18 protein-coding genes and 1 riboswitch are annotated in these 16530 nt (G+C 63.5%); of the genes, 5 read left to right on the top strand and 13 right to left on the bottom strand.

Annotation, left to right across the window (positions count from 1 at the left end):
* Positions 1-19: 19 nt before the first annotated feature.
* From CHU94_RS04490 to CHU94_RS04475, 4 genes are all read right to left on the bottom strand, one after another.
* On the bottom strand, positions 20-919 hold the full coding sequence (locus tag CHU94_RS04490) for a TlyA family RNA methyltransferase (RefSeq protein WP_094477210.1): 900 nt from the start codon (positions 917-919) through the stop codon (positions 20-22).
* 12 nt (positions 920-931) lie between these two features.
* Positions 932-2452, bottom strand: a complete 1521-nt coding sequence (ahcY, locus tag CHU94_RS04485; protein WP_094477785.1) for an adenosylhomocysteinase — start codon at positions 2450-2452, stop codon at positions 932-934.
* A gap of 77 nt (positions 2453-2529) precedes the next feature.
* Positions 2530-2637, bottom strand: a riboswitch (S-adenosyl-L-homocysteine riboswitch).
* 71 nt (positions 2638-2708) lie between these two features.
* Entirely contained in the window at positions 2709-3743 is a 1035-nt protein-coding gene (locus tag CHU94_RS04480; protein WP_094477208.1) for a substrate-binding domain-containing protein, read from the bottom strand.
* Between the two features lie 30 nt (positions 3744-3773).
* Positions 3774-4004 (bottom strand): hypothetical protein, encoded by a 231-nt coding sequence (locus tag CHU94_RS04475; RefSeq protein ID WP_094477206.1) that lies wholly within the window; start codon positions 4002-4004, stop codon positions 3774-3776.
* Positions 4005-4155: 151 nt separating this feature from the next.
* Here CHU94_RS04475 and CHU94_RS04470 point away from each other — a divergent pair, with 151 nt between their 5' ends.
* Positions 4156-5787 (top strand): peptide chain release factor 3, encoded by a 1632-nt coding sequence (locus CHU94_RS04470; protein WP_094477204.1) that lies wholly within the window; start codon positions 4156-4158, stop codon positions 5785-5787.
* Between the two features lie 32 nt (positions 5788-5819).
* Here the strand turns inward: CHU94_RS04470 and CHU94_RS04465 are convergent, their stop codons facing one another.
* Positions 5820-6182, bottom strand: a complete 363-nt coding sequence (locus tag CHU94_RS04465; RefSeq protein ID WP_141211380.1) for a hypothetical protein — start codon at positions 6180-6182, stop codon at positions 5820-5822.
* A 57-nt stretch (positions 6183-6239) separates the two neighbouring features.
* Here CHU94_RS04465 and CHU94_RS04460 point away from each other — a divergent pair, with 57 nt between their 5' ends.
* Together CHU94_RS04460 and CHU94_RS04455 are read left to right on the top strand one after the other, a co-directional pair.
* Positions 6240-7097, top strand: a complete 858-nt coding sequence (locus tag CHU94_RS04460; protein ID WP_094477200.1) for an HAD family hydrolase — start codon at positions 6240-6242, stop codon at positions 7095-7097.
* Positions 7094-8287, top strand: coding sequence for an MFS transporter (locus CHU94_RS04455; RefSeq protein ID WP_094477198.1), 1194 nt, complete (start codon positions 7094-7096; stop codon positions 8285-8287). Before CHU94_RS04460 ends, CHU94_RS04455 begins: the two co-directional genes overlap by 4 nt.
* A 12-nt stretch (positions 8288-8299) precedes the next feature.
* Here the strand turns inward: CHU94_RS04455 and CHU94_RS04450 are convergent, their stop codons facing one another.
* From CHU94_RS04450 to murA, 3 genes are all read right to left on the bottom strand, one after another.
* Complete coding sequence (locus CHU94_RS04450) at positions 8300-8944, bottom strand: hypothetical protein (protein ID WP_141211379.1); 645 nt, start codon at positions 8942-8944, stop codon at positions 8300-8302.
* A gap of 48 nt (positions 8945-8992) precedes the next feature.
* Positions 8993-10033 carry a histone deacetylase family protein gene (locus tag CHU94_RS04445; RefSeq protein WP_094477194.1) on the bottom strand — a complete coding sequence of 347 codons (1041 nt, stop codon included), beginning with the start codon at positions 10031-10033 and terminating at the stop codon, positions 8993-8995.
* A gap of 81 nt (positions 10034-10114) precedes the next feature.
* Positions 10115-11392, bottom strand: a complete 1278-nt coding sequence (gene murA / locus CHU94_RS04440; RefSeq protein WP_094477192.1) for a UDP-N-acetylglucosamine 1-carboxyvinyltransferase — start codon at positions 11390-11392, stop codon at positions 10115-10117.
* A gap of 330 nt (positions 11393-11722) precedes the next feature.
* On the opposite strand from murA, the gene CHU94_RS04435 reads away from it, so the two are divergent.
* Positions 11723-12058: a hypothetical protein gene (locus CHU94_RS04435; protein ID WP_094477190.1), complete on the top strand. Its 336-nt coding sequence runs from the start codon at positions 11723-11725 to the stop codon at positions 12056-12058.
* A gap of 1 nt (position 12059) precedes the next feature.
* Complete coding sequence (locus CHU94_RS04430; protein ID WP_094477188.1) at positions 12060-12656, top strand: zeta toxin family protein; 597 nt, start codon at positions 12060-12062, stop codon at positions 12654-12656.
* 56 nt (positions 12657-12712) lie between these two features.
* On the opposite strand, the gene CHU94_RS04425 is transcribed toward CHU94_RS04430, so the two are convergent.
* From CHU94_RS04425 to CHU94_RS04405, 5 genes are all read right to left on the bottom strand, one after another.
* Positions 12713-14083: a HAMP domain-containing sensor histidine kinase gene (locus CHU94_RS04425; protein ID WP_094477186.1), complete on the bottom strand. Its 1371-nt coding sequence runs from the start codon at positions 14081-14083 to the stop codon at positions 12713-12715.
* Positions 14080-14775, bottom strand: coding sequence for a response regulator transcription factor (locus CHU94_RS04420; protein ID WP_094477184.1), 696 nt, complete (start codon positions 14773-14775; stop codon positions 14080-14082). The genes CHU94_RS04425 and CHU94_RS04420 overlap by 4 nt, the downstream gene beginning before the upstream one ends.
* A gap of 6 nt (positions 14776-14781) precedes the next feature.
* Positions 14782-15081, bottom strand: a complete 300-nt coding sequence (locus tag CHU94_RS04415) for a hypothetical protein (protein WP_094477182.1) — start codon at positions 15079-15081, stop codon at positions 14782-14784.
* A gap of 5 nt (positions 15082-15086) precedes the next feature.
* On the bottom strand, positions 15087-15569 hold the full coding sequence (locus CHU94_RS04410) for a Spy/CpxP family protein refolding chaperone (protein WP_094477180.1): 483 nt from the start codon (positions 15567-15569) through the stop codon (positions 15087-15089).
* Positions 15570-15677: 108 nt separating this feature from the next.
* Complete coding sequence (locus CHU94_RS04405; protein ID WP_094477178.1) at positions 15678-16445, bottom strand: MipA/OmpV family protein; 768 nt, start codon at positions 16443-16445, stop codon at positions 15678-15680.
* Positions 16446-16530: the final 85 nt, after the last annotated feature.

The following is a 16530-nucleotide window of genomic DNA, read 5'->3' as shown; positions in this document are numbered from 1 at the left end:
CGCAAACGCGGGTCTGTGTTCAACCCGCCTTGCGGGCGCAAATGAAAAATTCGCGGTTGCCGTCGCCACCTTCGATGGGCGAGTCAAACCACGCGGTGACAGTCAGGTCCAACGCGGCACATGCCTCACGCAAGCGCTGCTCGACGATGGCGTACATGGCCGGGTCTTTGACGATGCCACCCTTGCCCACTTGGCCAGGCTGCAACTCAAACTGCGGCTTCACCAGCGTCAACAGCGTTCCCCCCGCCTTGAGCAAGGGCACGGCGGCGGGCAATACCAGCGTTTGCGAGATGAAAGACAGATCAGCCACCAAGAGATCGAACGGCGGTGCAAATTCGGGCGGCAAGGCGGCCAGTTCAGCCGCCTCGTCATCGTCGGGGCTATCGCCCTCCACATCGTCGAAATCCTCAAAGGTTTCACTGTCTTCTTCAAGGTCAAAATGCCCCTCATCCCCCGTGCTGTCTGCGTAAGCAGCTATCAAATCTGAAGCAGACAGGGTGCGCGCATTGACACTCTCGACACACAGGACCCGGGGATCCGCGCGCAAGCTGGGGTGCAACTGGGCGCTGCCCACATCCACCCCCACCACTGCTTGGGCCCCCGCCTGCAACAGGCAGTCGGTGAAACCACCCGTGCTTTGCCCCACGTCCAGACAACGCAGGCCCGCCACAGACAGCCCCACCTGCTTGAGCGCAGCTTCCAGCTTCAGACCGCCCCGAGACACATACCGCGCCTCGGAGTCATCCAGCAGCTCAATTACCGCGTCCTCCGGAACCTCGTCGCCATTTTTGGCCACACGTTTCCAGACTTCGCCAGCGATCTCCAGCTTGCGCCATTGCACCCCATCGGCGATCAAGCGCTGGGCTTGGGAGCGGGTGCTGGCCAGCCCGCGCTGTACCAGCAGTTGGTCAATGCGCATCGCGTCCCTGGCTTAGTAGCGGTAGGTTTCTTTTTTGTACGGACCGGCCTTGCTCACGCCAATGTAGGCCGCTTGCTCGTCAGTCAGCTCAGTCAGCATGGCGCCGACTTTCTTCAGGTGCAAACGTGCCACTTTTTCGTCCAGGTGCTTGGGCAACACATAGACCTTACCAGCCTTGTATTCCTTGGGCTTGGTGAACAATTCGATCTGGGCGATCGTCTGGTTCGCAAAGCTGGACGACATCACAAAGCTGGGGTGGCCCGTACCGCAACCCAGGTTCACCAAACGGCCCTTGGCCAGCAAGATGATGCGCTTTTCGGGCTTCTTGCCGCTCTTGGGGAAGATCACGTGGTCGACTTGCGGCTTGATCTCTTCCCACTTGCATTTGGACAGCGAAGCCACATCGATTTCATTGTCGAAGTGACCGATGTTGCAGACGATGGCCTGGTCCTTCATCGCGTCCATGTGCTTGTAGGTGATAACGTTCTTGTTACCGGTGGTGGTCACAAAAATGTCTGCCTTGTCGGCAGCATATTCCATGGTCACGACCTTGTAGCCTTCCATGGCGGCTTGCAGGGCGTTGATCGGGTCAATTTCGGTCACCCACACTTGGGCGGACAGGGCGCGCAGCGCTTGAGCGGAGCCCTTGCCCACGTCACCGTAGCCAGCCACCAGAGCCACCTTGCCGGCGATCATCACGTCGGTGGCGCGCTTGATACCGTCGACCAGGGATTCGCGGCAGCCGTACAGGTTGTCGAACTTGCTCTTGGTCACCGAGTCGTTCACGTTGATCGCGCGCAGAGCCAGCGTGCCCTTGGCAGACATTTCTTCCAGGCGCATCACACCAGTGGTGGTTTCTTCGGTCACGCCAATGATGTTTTTCAGGCGGCGGCTGTACCAAGTGGGGTCCACCTTCAGCTTGGCCTTGATGGCATTGAACAGGCAGATTTCCTCTTCGCTACCGGGCTTGGCCAGGACCTTGATGTCCTTCTCGGCGCGGGCGCCCAAGTGCATCAGCAAGGTGGCATCGCCGCCATCGTCCAGGATCATGTTGGGGCCTTCGGCCGCCGTGCCTTTTTTGCCGTTGAACTCGAAAATGCGGTGCGTGAAATCCCAGTACTCTTCCAGCGACTCACCCTTGTGGGCAAACACTGGCGTGCCCTTGGCCACCAATGCAGCGGCTGCATGGTCTTGGGTGGAGAAGATATTGCAGGAAGCCCAGCGCACGTCTGCGCCCAAGGCTTGCAGGGTTTCGACCAGCACGCCGGTCTGGATGGTCATGTGCAGGGAACCGGTGATGCGTGCGCCCTTCAGCGGCTGGCTCTTCGCGAACTCTTCGCGGATGGCCATCAGGCCGGGCATTTCGGTTTCGGCAATGGTCAGCTCTTTGCGCCCCCAGGCTGCCAAGCTTAGATCGGCAATTTTGTAGTCTTCAAATTGGGCGACGACGGCCTTGGCGGCAGCCACCGCTTTGGTCGCCTTCACGGCCTTGGGGGTCTTGGCGTTCTTAACCAGTTTCAGTACAGCGCTCATGGTGTGCTCCAAACGTAGATTTGCATTGCCACTGGCGCACACGGGGAATTGACTGGCAACTCACCGCACACTTTTCCAGTGGGTGAGCGCCGTTGTGAAGACACGATGCAAGGCGCATCGTGGGTTCCGAGCCTCACTCGCGGTGCCTCAGTGGCACTTGGCAAGCTGCAACGCTCCTCGGAAGTTCCGGATTTTAACCCCGTGCCGATTGCCGCACCAAACCGCTGGGTCAAAGCCGCCCAAGCACGCTCCCGCGTCAGGCTAGCGGACCGGTGCTGGTGCCCACCTGCAAGGCGGGCTGGCGCAACAGCTGGTACGGGCCGCCTTCGGGCGCGCGCAGCACCTTCATCACCATCTCGGCCAAAGCAAAGCCTGTGGTTTGCGGAGTAGGTTGGGTCACGGTGGTGACGTCCAAGCCGGTCAACAAGGTGTCCTGGGAAATGTCGCCGTGCACCACCACAGAAATATCTTTGCCAACACGCAGTCCCGCGTCGATCAGCCCCCGGATCAGTCCCACTCCGCCCAGGTTGTTGTCCACCAACACTGCAGTGGGGCGGGGCGAGAGGTCCAACAACCGGGCCACTGCCTGCAGGCCACTACGGCGGTCGTTCACACCACCAATGCAGTAGTCCGCCGGGCAGGCTACGCCGGCCGCAGCCAGAGCAGCCACAAACCCCCGGTGGCGCTGAAACGCAAAGTTCAGCGCCAACGGCGCATGCACATAGGCAATGTGCGTGTGCCCGAGCTCCAGCAAATGCTCCACCGCCAGGCGGCTGCCCATGTCGTTGTCAAAGTCCAGCCAAGAGTAGTGGCTGCACTGTGCGGTACGGCCATAGCCCACAAACGGGTACCCCTTCTCCAGCAGGTAGTCCACGCGCGGGTCTTGCACGCGGGTGTTGGGCACGATCACCGCATCCACACGGCCACCGCGGAAGAGACGCTCGTAAATTTCCAGCTCTGTCTCGTTTTTGGCCACAGCCAGCAGCAGGTCCAGATGGTCGCGCTCCAGACGTTCGCCCAAGCCGTCCGCCATGTCCAGAAATTGGGGGTTACCCAGATTCTCGACAGCGGCGGAGTAGACAATGCCCACCGCGTCGGTGTTGCCGCGCACCAAGCGGCGCGCACCCGCATCAGGCCGGTAACCCATGGCAGCGGCCATCTCCTGCACGCGCAAGCGGGTCTGCTCATTGACGTCGGTATAGCCATTCAGGGCGCGGCTGACCGTGGAGGTGGACAGGCCCAAGGCCTGCGCCAGTTGCTTGATATTGGTCGTACCACCGCTTTTTTGCATGGCGGGAGTGTAGATGCCCGGGAAGCAGATTCAGCCGCCTGCGGCGCGGACGTTCCGACGCCGTACCCGCAGGGCGCACCACCACATGGCGCAGGCAGCCAGTAGGCAGAGCACTGCCAACAGCGCAAAGACCTCTATCGCCTGCGCATGCAGCACCACATCCCCATCAAAGTAGCTGCCGGTTTCGCTGTAAGGGAGCTGCGCCCGGGCATAGGCCAGCCACGCCAGCCCCAGCCCGGCTGCGCCCAACCCAGCGGCCATGGCCCACGCTCCACCCTCCAGCACTCGAGATCTCAGCGGCCTATTCATACCCGTCCTTACACGATGGCGCATCATGCCAGAGCCCCTGGCGGCAGCGGGGCCCTAAAATCCACCCCTTTGCCTCTGCCGCTGCCTGCAGCCCTCCCCCTCCATGTCTTTTCTTGCCGAAACCCGCCGTCGTCGCACGTTTGCCATCATTTCCCACCCGGACGCCGGCAAGACCACGCTGACCGAGAAGCTGCTGCTGTTCTCGGGCGCGATCCAAATCGCGGGTTCGGTCAAAGCGCGCAAGGCCAGCCGCCATGCGACGTCGGACTGGATGGAAATTGAAAAGCAGCGCGGTATCTCGGTGGCGTCGTCCGTGATGCAGATGGCCTACCGCGACCACGTGGTCAACCTGCTGGACACGCCGGGCCACAAGGACTTCTCGGAAGACACGTACCGCGTGCTGACCGCCGTGGACTCCGCGCTGATGGTGATTGACGCGGCCAATGGTGTGGAAGCGCAAACCCGCCGCCTGATCGAGGTGTGCCGCCAGCGCGATACGCCCATCATCACCTTCGTCAACAAGATGGACCGCGAAGTGCGTGAGCCCTTGGACATCCTGGACGAGATCGAACGCGAGCTGGGCATGCCCTGCGTGCCCATGACCTGGCCCGTGGGGCAAGGCAAGTTGTTTGGCGGCATCATCAACCTGCGCACGCAGGCGATGACCGTGTTCGAGAGCGGCAGCGAACGCCGCCCCCAAGACTTTGACACCGTGCCGCTATCCGACGCCGCCGCGCTAGAAAAGCGCTTTGGCCACGAATGGACCACTGCCATGGAGAGCATGGAACTGGCTACCGGCGCCTCCCCCGCCTGGGACCTGGACGCCTTCTTGGCTGGCAAACAAACTCCCGTGTTTTTTGGCTCCGGCGTCAACAACTTTGGGGTGATGGAAGTGCTGGACGCACTGGTGGACCTGGCCCCCAGCCCACGCAGCCGCACCAGCACCACGCTGGTAAACCGCCAACCCGTGGTGAAGGAAGTACAGCCCGAAGACGAGGCCTTCAGCGGTGTGGTCTTCAAGGTGCAGGCCAATATGGACGCCAACCACCGTGACCGCATTGCCTTTGTGCGCATGGCCAGCGGCAAATACACGCCGGGCATGAAGCTCAAGGTGATGCGCACCGCCAAGGAGCTGCGCCCCACCAGCGTGGTGACCTTCATGAGCCAGCGCCGCGAGGCGGTGGAAGAAGCCTACGCGGGCGACATCGTCGGCTTCACCACCCACGGCGGTGTGCAGCTGGGTGACACCATCACCGATGGCAGCGTCAACCTCATGTACACCGGCCTGCCCTTCTTCGCGCCCGAAATGTTCATGACCGTGGTGTTGAAGAACCCGCTGCGTACCAAGCAGCTGCAGCAAGGCCTGGCACAGCTGGGAGAAGAAGGCGCCATTCAGGTCTTCAAGCCTGAAGTGGGCGGCAACATGCTGCTAGGCGCGGTGGGCCAACTGCAGTTTGAAGTGGTGCAGCACCGCCTGAAGGCCGAGTACGACGCAGACATTCGTCTGGAAGGCAGCCAGTACACCGGTGCGCGCTGGATCACCGCCGACACCCTCGCAGAACTGCGCGAATTTGTGAATGCTTACCCCATGCGCATGGCCAAAGACGCAGCAGACACGTTGGCCTACCTGTGCACCAGCCCGTATGACGTGCGCCTGGCGCAGGAGCGTTTCCCCAAGATCCACTTCCACCCGCTGCGCGAGCACGCGGGCTTGGCGCTGCAAAGCGCAGGTTGAGCGGCCATCAGACCTGGCTGGCATATCCCCAGCTAGGGCTTGTATTGCCAGCCGTTGGGGTTGGTATCTGCCTGGCGGCATAGTGCCAAACCCATCTCGCTGACAGAGCCACTGAAACATGTAAATATGGCCTGATGGGTGTTCCACTCGCGCTTGCAGTGCTTTTGAAAATTGGTTTTCAGCCGGCCCTTGCGGTGCTCGGCCCACATCTGCAGCACGGACGGGTTCTGGGCCTCGGCATGGAACTCCAGCACCATGGCGTGCCAGTCCTCAATGAGACTGTCGACCTTGGCGGCGGCGCGCTGGCAGGTGAAAGATGGGTCGCCATGCGTTTGCGCCAGAGCGCTCCACGCCAGCAGCCACAATGACACGCCCATGATCAAACCACGCAACATCTCCACCTCCCAGACCATCGCGCCTTGGCGCACAAGCACCACAGCATACCGAACCCCATGCAAGCCCTGACCCACTGGCCCGAAGCCGCCCGCCGCACTGTGGTGGGTGTGTTCACCGACATTGACGATACCCTGACCACCCAAGGCGCCATCACCGCGGACGCGCTGCAGGCGCTGGCCGACCTGAAGGCCGCAGGCCTGTTCGTCATCCCCATCACAGGGCGGCCCATTGGCTGGTGCGAGCCGTTTATGGCCGGCACCCACGGCGCCGCATGGCCGGTGGACGCCATGGTGGCGGAGAACGGAGCAGTGGCCTTCGTGCACGAATCAACTGGCACAAATACAAGACAAAAAGGCCTGCAGACCCCGTCAAATCTGCGCAAGCAGCTATCAAAACTGTATCAACAAGATGTCGAGACACGCACCGCCAACCAGGCCCGCATGCAGGCCATTGCGGCCCAGGTAATGGCCGAGGTGCCCGGCGTGCAGCTCAGCCGCGACAGCGCCGGGCGCGAGACGGACTTGGCGTTTGACTACGCAGAATTCGCCCGCCTCTCGCCCGATACCGTGCAGCAGGTGCTGGCCGTGCTGCAGCATGCGGGCATGCAAACCACGGTGAGCAGCATCCACATCCACGGCTGCTTTGGCAACTTCAACAAATGGCAGGGCGCCTGCTGGATTGCGCGCGAACTGCTGGGGCGCGACTTGCCCACCGAGCTGGACCGCTGGGTGTTTGTGGGCGACTCGGGCAACGACCAGGCCATGTTTGAACACTTCACGCACAGCGTGGGGGTGGCCAATATCGCCCACTTTGCCCCGCAGCTCCAACACCTGCCACGCTACGTGGCACAGGCTGAGCGCGGCGCTGGCTTTGCCGAAGTGGCACGCGCCATTCTGCGAGCGCGTGGCGCATGAGTGCAGGTGCTCCGCGGCGCAACGGCCCCGGCTCCCCCATGGGGCTGCTGGCGGTCTTTGGGTCCACGCTGTTCCAGCTCTCAGGCGTGTTCATGCTCTCGCCGCTGATGCTGGTGCTGCTGACGCAGCGCGAGGTGTCCACATCTGTGGCGGGCCTGTTTGCCGCCACCACTTGGCTGGGCATTTTTATCGTCACCCCGTTTGCCTCCGCGCTCACCCGGCGCTGGGGACAGCGGCGCACCATGTGGTTTGCGTCGGGCGCGCCGCTGCTGGCTGCGATTGGATTTTTGACCACCGACGCGCTCTGGCTGTGGTTTTCCCTGGAGCTGCTGGCTGGCGTGGCGGGCGGCTTGCGCTGGGTGCTGGCCGAGGCCTTTATTGCCGAGTTCTCGCCTTCGGACCGACTGGGCCGCTACATCGGCATCTACGCCACCATGGTGGGCGCCACCTTCATCATCGGCCCCACGCTGCTGGCCTGGGTCGGGCCGGATGGGCAGGCGGCGCTGGGCTTGGTCATTGCCCTGCTCGGCGTCGGCCTGGCATGGACGGCACTGATTCCTGTGGTGCCACCACATGCCGAATCGGCCCAGACACCGGTGGGCCTGCATGGCCTGTGGCTGGCCGTGCGCAGCCACCCCGCGATCATGCTGGCCGGATTTATAGGCGGTTTTTTTGAGCTGGGTTTGGCCTCCATCCTTCCGCTGTATGGCCTGGCCATGGGCCTGGGTGCAGCGGCGGCGGCATTGCTGATTTCGGTCAGCGGCCTGGGCAGCACGCTGGCCGCCATTCCCGTGGGCATGGTGGCCGACCGATATGCGGACAAGGTGCGCGGGCGACGTACGCTGATGACACTGAGCGCGGCGATTGCGCTGGTGGCGGCCTGTGGGCTGCCGCTGGTGGCGCAAGCGCAGTGGCTGGCCTGGCCCATCGTGTTTGTGCTGGGTGCGGCGGGTAGCAGCCTCTACACCCTGAGCATGACAGACATCGGTGCGCGCGAACAGGGCATCACCCTGGTCAATAGCACCGCAGTGCTGGTGCTCAATTACACGCTGGGCGGGCTGGTGGCCTCGGCCCTCTCAGGCGCGCTGATTGATTGGTCTCCCACGCGGGGGTTTCCATTGGTACTGATTGCGGTGGCCGCGGTAGGGTTGCTCGCGCTGCTGCGCACCCGGCGCGGCGACACACCCTAAAACGCAGCTGGTTTATTTGGCAGACTTTTTCGACGTCGCCTTGCGTGGAGATGCGGCCTGCTTGGACTTGGGCTTGCTGCCCGCCTTGGCTGCGGGTTTGCCAGACGCCATCTTGGTTTTGGCCGTTTTGCGGACGACTTTTTTGGGCGCCGCGGATTTGGGTGGAATCAGGTCCTCCACCGACAAGCCCGCGCTCTGCGCCATCGCCCCCCAGCTCACGCCTTGGGCACGTTGCGGTAGCACACCGGCCAGGGGCTTGGGGCCATTGATTGTGTCCAAGGTGCCGCCGTGCAAAGCCGCCTGGATTTGCGCACCACTGGGCTGGGTCACCCCCTCCTGCGCCAGGGTGGCCTGCGCCAGCTTGAGCGCCAAGCGTGTTTCGCCATACCCCAATGCCCCCGTAGCGGGCACACCTGCGCTTGCAGCGCCAGGGTCCAGCGCCTGACCACTTTGCAAGCTCTGCACCAGCGCTGCCGTGTCCTGCGGGCTACCCACCCACGGAGCAAACTCGGTCACCAGCCGATCGGTGTAGCCGTCGTCGGCATTGGCCCAAGCGGGCACACCAGCGCAGGCCAACAGGGTGCCCAGCAGGCCGACCAGCAGCCAGTGGCGGGGGCCGGCGCGCAGGCGGTCCGGCATAAAAGAAATTCGGATCATGGGGCGGGAGCTTAGCCGCACCGGGCAGGCGCGGCGGGCCAAAACTTGTTAAGCGCTTGTAAAAGCCTCCAGCACATTCACGGCGTTGATGCCGACCTCTTCCACGGCATAGCCGCCCTCAAAAATGAAGGCCGTGGGCAGACCGGCGCGCGCCAGGCGCTCGCCCACGCGGAGGTAGTCGTCGCTCTTCAGGGTAAAGCCGGAAATCGGGTCACCCTCGAAGGTGTCCATGCCCAGCGACACCACCAATGCCTCGGCACCAAAGGCCTGGATGGCGGCCAAGGCCGTGTCCAGCGCCTGCGCCCAGGTGGCGTAGGCGGTGCCACGCGGCTGCGGCAGGTTGAGGTTGGCACCCAGCCCCGCGCCCTGCCCTTTTTCATCGGCATGGCCCAAGTAGAAGGGGTACTCGGTGCGTGGGTCGCCGTGGATGCTGGCAAAGAACACATCCGGGCGGTCGTAAAAGATGGCTTGCGTGCCGTTGCCATGGTGGTAGTCCACGTCCAGCACGGCCACCTTCTTCAGGCCCGCATTGCGCAAGTGCTGCGCGGCCAGGGCAGCGTTGTTGAGGAAGCAGTAGCCGCCAAAGAAATCGGCGCCCGCGTGGTGACCCGGCGGGCGGCTCAGCGCGAAGGACGCGCGGTCGCCGGCTAACAGGGCCTGCGCCGCGCTCAGCGCGCAGTGGGCGCCGGCACGCGCGGCCACCCAGGTACCGCGGGTGAAAGGCGAGCCGGCGTCATACGAATAGAGGCCCACTTTGGCGGCAAAGTTATCGGGCTCGATGTCAGAGCGGAAGGTGCGCGTAGGCCAGACCGAGGGCAGGATGTCCTTGTCCGCGTTGGCCGGGTCCAGCGCCACCCACTGGTCCCAGGCCGTGGCCAGGAAGTTCAGGTAGCGCGGACTGTGGATGGCGGTGAGTGCGCTGTCGTCAAAGGCCTGCGGCTCCAGCACCGTGCCCAGCTGGCGGCGCTTGAGCTCCGCCAACACATGGTCAGCACGGGCCGGCACTTCAAAACACGGTACCAGCGCACCGCGGAACATCTCGACCTTGCCCTGGTGCTGGGCGTGCAGGTGGTTGTAGAAGGTTTTCATGGCTAAGGCCTCTTTTAGGCATCAAATAGGGCTCCAGCCCTTATGGAATATGCGCAAGCAGCTACTTTTTATATAGCAATCTCAGGCCTTCAGCGTGATGCGGGCGCCCAGCGCCAGCAGCTTCTCGTCCAACTTCTCGTAGCCGCGCTGGATCATGTTGGCATTTTGCAGCGTGGACTTGCCACTCGCGCACAAGGCCGCGCCCAGCAGCGCCATGCCCGCACGGATGTCGGGGGAAGGCAGTGTGGTGCCGCGCAGCTTGCTGCGCCCGCTGATGACCACGCGGTGCGGGTCGCACACCACGGCGGCCGCGCCCATGGCGATGAGCTTGTCCACAAAGTACAGGCGCGACTCGAACATCTTCTCGAAGAACAGCACATTGCCCTCCACTTGCGTGGCCAGCGTGATCATGCAGCTCATCTGGTCGGTGGCGAACTGGGGCCAGGGGCCGTCGCCAATGACCGGCATGGCACCGTCGAACTCGCGCGTCACGCGCAGGGTCTGGTTGGCGGGCAGGTAGATGTGCTTGTCGTGCAGCTCAATCTTGACGCCCAGGGTCTCGAACACGCGGTGGCACATGCCGTAGGCGTGCTTGTCGGTGCCTTCCACCGTGATCTCGCCGCCCGTGGCAGCAGCCAGCGCCAGGTAGGACGCAGCCTCGATATGGTCGTGGCACACACTGTAGTGCGCACCGCCCAAGGAAGGCACGCCCTCCACGCTGAGCTGGTTGGTGCCAATGCCGGTGATCTTGGCGCCCATGGCGTTGAGCAGGTGGGCCAGGTCTTGCACATGCGGCTCGCAGGCCGCGTTACGGATCAGGGTGTGGCCGCGGCTCACGGCGGCAGCCATCAGGATGTGCTCGGTACCGGTGACGGAGGGTTCGTCAAAGAACAGCTCGGCGCCGGTCAGCGCGCCGGGCACTTCAAAGTCATAGGTCGCTTCGATGGACACCTTGGCACCCAGCTTCATCAGACCGTAGAAATGCGTATCCAGCCTGCGGCGGCCAATCACGTCGCCACCGGGCGGGTAGAGGCGCGCCTTGCCGGTGCGGTGCAGCAGGCCGGCCACGCAGAGGATGGAGGTACGCACCTTGTTGCACAGCGCCTGCCCAATCTCATTGGTGCGCACGCTGGCTACATGGATGCTCACGCGCTCACCGCTGCGCTCCACCTTGCCACCAATCTCGACGATCACGTCCAGCATGTGGCGCACGTCGATGATGTCGGGCACGTTGTCCAGCACCACCTCCCGGTCGGTCAGGATGCAGGCCGCAATCATGGGCAGGATGGCGTTCTTGTTGCCAGAGGCGCGGATCGTGCCCCGCAGGGGCACGCCGCCTTCGATTTCAAAAGTAGACATAAATAAATATGGTTGTGGTTGCTTTACGCGTTTTCGAGCGCGAGGTCGCCCACGAAGAGTTTGAATTTTTAATACAGCCTGTGGATCTTCGCCGATTTACTGTGCAATCGCGCCCGACAGAGGCTGATAGACCGCGCATACGACCAACCCGGATGGCCCAGAGCCCCGCGCATGAGAGCTGCCAGGAAATCTTGGGATTTAAGTTGCACTTGCATTCAATATTTGTGAATCGCGAATATTGAATGTAGTGGAGCCGCCCATCACAGCAGAGAATGATTTTCTGCCAATTTAGCCAAATTGGCGCAAAATGCGCCAATCAGGAGAAATGTCATGTCCCAAGCCCCCACCGGTTTTGCATCCGTCAAACTTCCCGCCGCCTTGGTGGACCAAGCACGCGAGGCAGCGCAACCCATGCGCCGGTCGGTAGCCGGACAAGTGGAATACTGGGCTACGCTAGGCCGCATCGTGGAGCACAGCGGCCTGACTGCCCAAGAAGCACAAACCGCCATTGCCAACTACGAGGCCGCCGCCAAGCGCGCTCGCCCCAGCCAGGCGGACGACCTGCTCGCCCAATTCATGGCCGTGGAGAACGATGGCAGCCTGGCACAACGGGTGCGTGAGGTGGTAGCCAACAACCGAAGCAAGGCAAGCCCGGCAACTGCCTGACATGGGGCAACCCGTCTTCTACCTGCTGGCCGGGCCCAACGGCGCAGGCAAGTCCACCCTGTATCGCGCACTGGTATTGGCAGGCACCATCCCGGCCGCAGCAGAGTTTGTGAACGCCGACCTGCACGAGACCGCACACCTGCAACACATTGCCGACCCAGCGCAGCGCTCTGAGCAAGCCCGCCAGTGGGCCGACGCGCGCCGGGCCGCGCTGCTGCAAGCAGGTCAGTCATTTGCGAGCGAGACTGTGTTCTCACACAAGTCCAAACTCGTGCTCATTCAAGAGGCCCAAGCAGCAGGCTTCTTCGTCATGCTGTTGGTGGTGGCGTTGGACAGGCCGGGACGCCTGCTGGCGCGCGTGGCTCAGCGGGTTCTTGAGGGCGGCCACACTGTGCCCCCTGAACGCATTCTGGCGCGTTACACGCGCACGCTAGCCCACCTCACCCAAGCGGTGCGCCTGGCCGACGCCGCCATTCTTTACGACTCTGCTGACGTAACGCCCGGCACGCACACTGCCGTGGCCACCTGCAAAGGCGACCGGACACAAGAACTGGTGCAGCCCATGCCCGAGTGGGCACGGCAGGTGCTTTGGGATTGAAATTGGCCTCTAGCCCAGGTATCTATTGCGCGAGCAGCTATCAATACAGGAGCAATTTACAACTTCTGGTCGGGCAGAACCACGCAGATTTCCAGCCCCGGCTGCACATTGCGCACGGCAAAGCTGCCGCCGTGGGCCTGGGCGACCAGGCGGCAAAGGTAAAGGCCCAGGCCGACGCCGCCGCCTTCGCGGGTGCGGGCGGCGTCCGGGCGGAAGAAGGGTTGGCCCAGGTGGGGGAGCTGGTCTTCGGCGACGCCGGGGCCGAAGTCGCGCACGGCGATCTGCACAGCGCCGTCGGCCAAGGTTTGCACCTCCACCCGGGGCGGCGCACTGGCACCGCTGCTGTGGCGCAGGGCGTTGTCCAGCAGGTTGCGCACCAGCAGGCGCATGCGGGTGGGGTCCAGCGACAGCGGGGGCATGGTCTGGGGCAGCGCAGTGGCAATGTTCGGCGCGCCAGAGCCATCGGCCTGCGCATGGGCGGACTGCAATTCACACACCACATCGCGCACCAGAGCCGGCAGGTCGACTGCCTCGCGGTGCAGGGCGGCGTGCGGGCTGGCCAGGCGTTCGCTTTCCAGCAGGTCGGTCACCAGATCGCGCATCAGCGCCAGGTCGCGCAGCAGCGCATCACGGCTGGGCTGTACCTCGCTGCTCTCGGGCAGCAGCTCGGTGTTGAGGCGGGCGCGGGTCAGCGGGCTGCGCAGCTCGTGGCTGATGGCCAGCAGCAGCGTGCGCTTGGCTTCAAGCATCTGATGAATATCCGCGCCCATGGTGTTGATGGTCGCAGCCAGCTCGCCCAGCTCGTCAGGGCGGTGGGCGTGGCGCACGGGGATGTGGTGGGCAAAGTCGCCCGCACCAAAGCGCAGGGCTCCGGCCCGAATATCGTCCAGCGGGCGCAGCATGCGTCGCACCCATTTGTAGGCCACCCAGGTCAAGAGCAAAAGGGTGGCCAACGTGACCCAGCCAATGAAGCGGGGCTTTTGGTTCCAGGCCTGCACGCTGATGCCGAACTGGACGCGGTGCCCGTCGGCGGTGGTGCGCTGGAAAAACTTGTATTCCTCCCCGGGGCCGTGGTCGTCATACATCCAGTCCAGCTCAGGCTCCAGCGGGTGGCTGCGCCAGTTGAGTTGGGGGCCGGTGATGCGGATGCTCAGGGGCAGTTGCTCGGTCAGGGCCAAAGCCCGCTCGGTGCTGGGTGGGCTGCCAATATCGGCGGCCAGACGGTCCACATAATCGGTGAGCAAGGGCTTGGCCACGGCGCGCCAGCTGGCCCCCATGGCAGCCTGCATGCCGAAGGTAAACGCCGCGGCCATGGTGAGCGCCAGCACCACAAACAGCGCCACCAGCTTCACGCGCAGCGAGTGCCCCAGCGCATGCTTGGCACGGCGGTGTGCCTTGACACAGAACGTAAGCCCTTTGAACTTCATGTGGTGCTGCCGGCCAGTGCCAGGGTGTAGCCTGCGTTGCGCAGGGTTTTGATGCAGTCCAATGGCTCGAGCTTTTTGCGCAAGCGGCTCACCACAATGTCCACCGCCCGGGTGTACAGCTCGGCTTCATGACCGCGCAGCTGGTTGAGGATGTCATCGCGGCTGAACACCTTGCCTGGGGCACGGGCCAGCAGCAACAGCAAATCAAATTCGGTGCTGGTGAGGTCTACCGCCTCGCCCCCGCGCAGCACGGTGCGGGTGGTGGCGTTGACCTGCAGGCCGTCAAACACCAGCGTGTTGGCGTCGGGCGGCGCGGCCTTGGCGGCCACGGGCGCCCGGCGGCGCAGCACCGTTTGCACGCGGGCCACCAGCTCACGCGGCTCAAAGGGTTTGGGCACGTAATCGTCGGCCCCCAGCTCCAGCCCCACCACGCGGTCCATCACCTCGCCGCGTGCGGTGAGCATGATGATGGGAATGTCGTTGTCTTTGCGGATGGTGCGGCACAGGGCGAAGCCGTCCATCTCGGGCAACATCACATCCAGAATGGCGGCATCCAGCCCGCCCTGCTGCAGGCGCGCCAAGCCTTCGCTGGGGCGCAATGCGTGCTCCAGCACCATGTCAAAGCGTGCAAAGTACGCGGCCAGGGGGCCACCCAATTGGGTGTCGTCGTCAATCAGCAGGATGCGGGGCATAGGGCGTTAGTGGGCTGCGCGGATATTGTCCCACCGGCTTCGGTGCCGCAGGATGAGGGTGCGCAGGCGCTGCCGCTCGGCCTCGGGCAGGCGGTCAAAGTGGTCCGCGGCCTGGCGCACGGCCTGTAGCACCTGCGGCACATACCCGGGGCGACGCTCCAGCAACGTGTGGGCGTGCTCCCGGTCAAACCGGGGCCCCCACACCAGCGCCATGATTTCGGCATGGGGCTCCTCATAGCCTTCAAACACCACGGGGCCATAGGCCCGGAGCGGCGCGGCGATGGCGTTCAACGCTGCGGTGGCCATGGCGCTTACCCGCGGCTGAACCAGTGGCCACGACCTTCCATGTAGTCGCGAACCTTTTGTTGCTGCACCGGGTTCAGGCTGTTGTAGAAGTCGGCCAGCGCGGCAATGACTTCGGGGCTCTTGGTCTGCAATGCGGCGGTCTTTTCGTTGATGAGGGCCTGGGCACGCACGGCGTCAAACTTCTCCCCCGCCATCAGCGCTTGCAATTCGGCGCGTGGGTTCTTGGTCTGACCGATGAGTGCGGCGCGTTGTTCAAACAGCTTGTCGCCCAGCACGCTCAGGCGCTTTTTCTGGTCGTCGCTGAGGTCCAGCTTGCTGGCTGCCTTCTCCACCATCTTGTCGCGCTTCTGGGCGTATTGCTCGGCGTTCATGCTGGCGCTGTAGTCATGGCGGTTGCCAGCGCAGGCGGCAAGCCCGCCCACCAACACGGTGGCGGTCAGGGCGCCCAAGAGGGTGCGTTTGAGGCTGATGCGGGTGAACTGTGTCATGGCGGTCTTTCGTGTCCTACAGGACGGGTTGAACATGACCGCAATGGTGCCGCGGGGGCCCTGACACAGGGTGTCAGGGCAGTTTCGCTTTGTTTCGGTTTATGTCGCTCAAAAAGCGTAGCCGAGGGCCAGCAAGGCCGTGTTGGCGCTGGTCTTGCGCACCATGGGGGCATCTTTGGCATCACCCATCAACTGGGTATGACGCAAGCCCCCCGTCAACGACCACTGCGGGCTGATCAGGTAGGTGAGCGAGACCCGTGCACTCACATCACGCAGCCCGGCAGAAGGTGTGTACACCGCGTAGCCACTGGCCTGCGCCTGCTTGGCTGTGACCCCAAAGTAGGACTGCAGATAGTCGGCATTGGCATAGGTCGCAACCAATTCACTCCCCAGGCGCCAGCTTGCGCCCAATGGCTGACCGTATTCCAGCCCGACATCCCAGAGCGCGCCCTTGTTGTCCACACCTGAGCCCGCACGCACGCTGGTCTTGGCGGCAAAGCCATTGCCCAGGGCAAAGCGGGCGAAGCCACCGAATTCGGCACTCGCATCCACACTGCCCAGGCCGCGCAACGCGGTGCTGCGCCCTTCTTCACGCCCCATGTCGTAGCCCAGTTTGAGGCCGTATTGCAAGCTGTCGCCCGCATTCCATTGGCGCCCCACACCGTTGACACCGGCAAACCAACCATTGGCCCAGGTGTAGTCCAGGGTGGGCAGCACCAGCGTGCGTGGTTCGTCCGAACCTTGGTACTCGTAGCCACCCAGCGCCACCAGCCCAACGCGCCCCCCATCCTTGGGGGGCTGTTGGGCGTGGGCAGCGCCCAGCATTGCAATGCCGGCAACAGCCAGCCCCCAATAAGCAGATACTCGCAAATCCATCACAGAAACCTTTTAAAAAAAGTGAGGCGCCGATGGTGCGGTTGTAGCTACACCACCGTGTGTCAGAGCGGTTTCGCTTTGTTTC

This window comes from Rhodoferax sp. TH121 (assembly GCF_002251855.1).
Lineage (GTDB): Bacteria > Pseudomonadota > Gammaproteobacteria > Burkholderiales > Burkholderiaceae_C > Allorhodoferax.
This window is presented reverse-complemented; position numbering and strand designations above follow the sequence as displayed.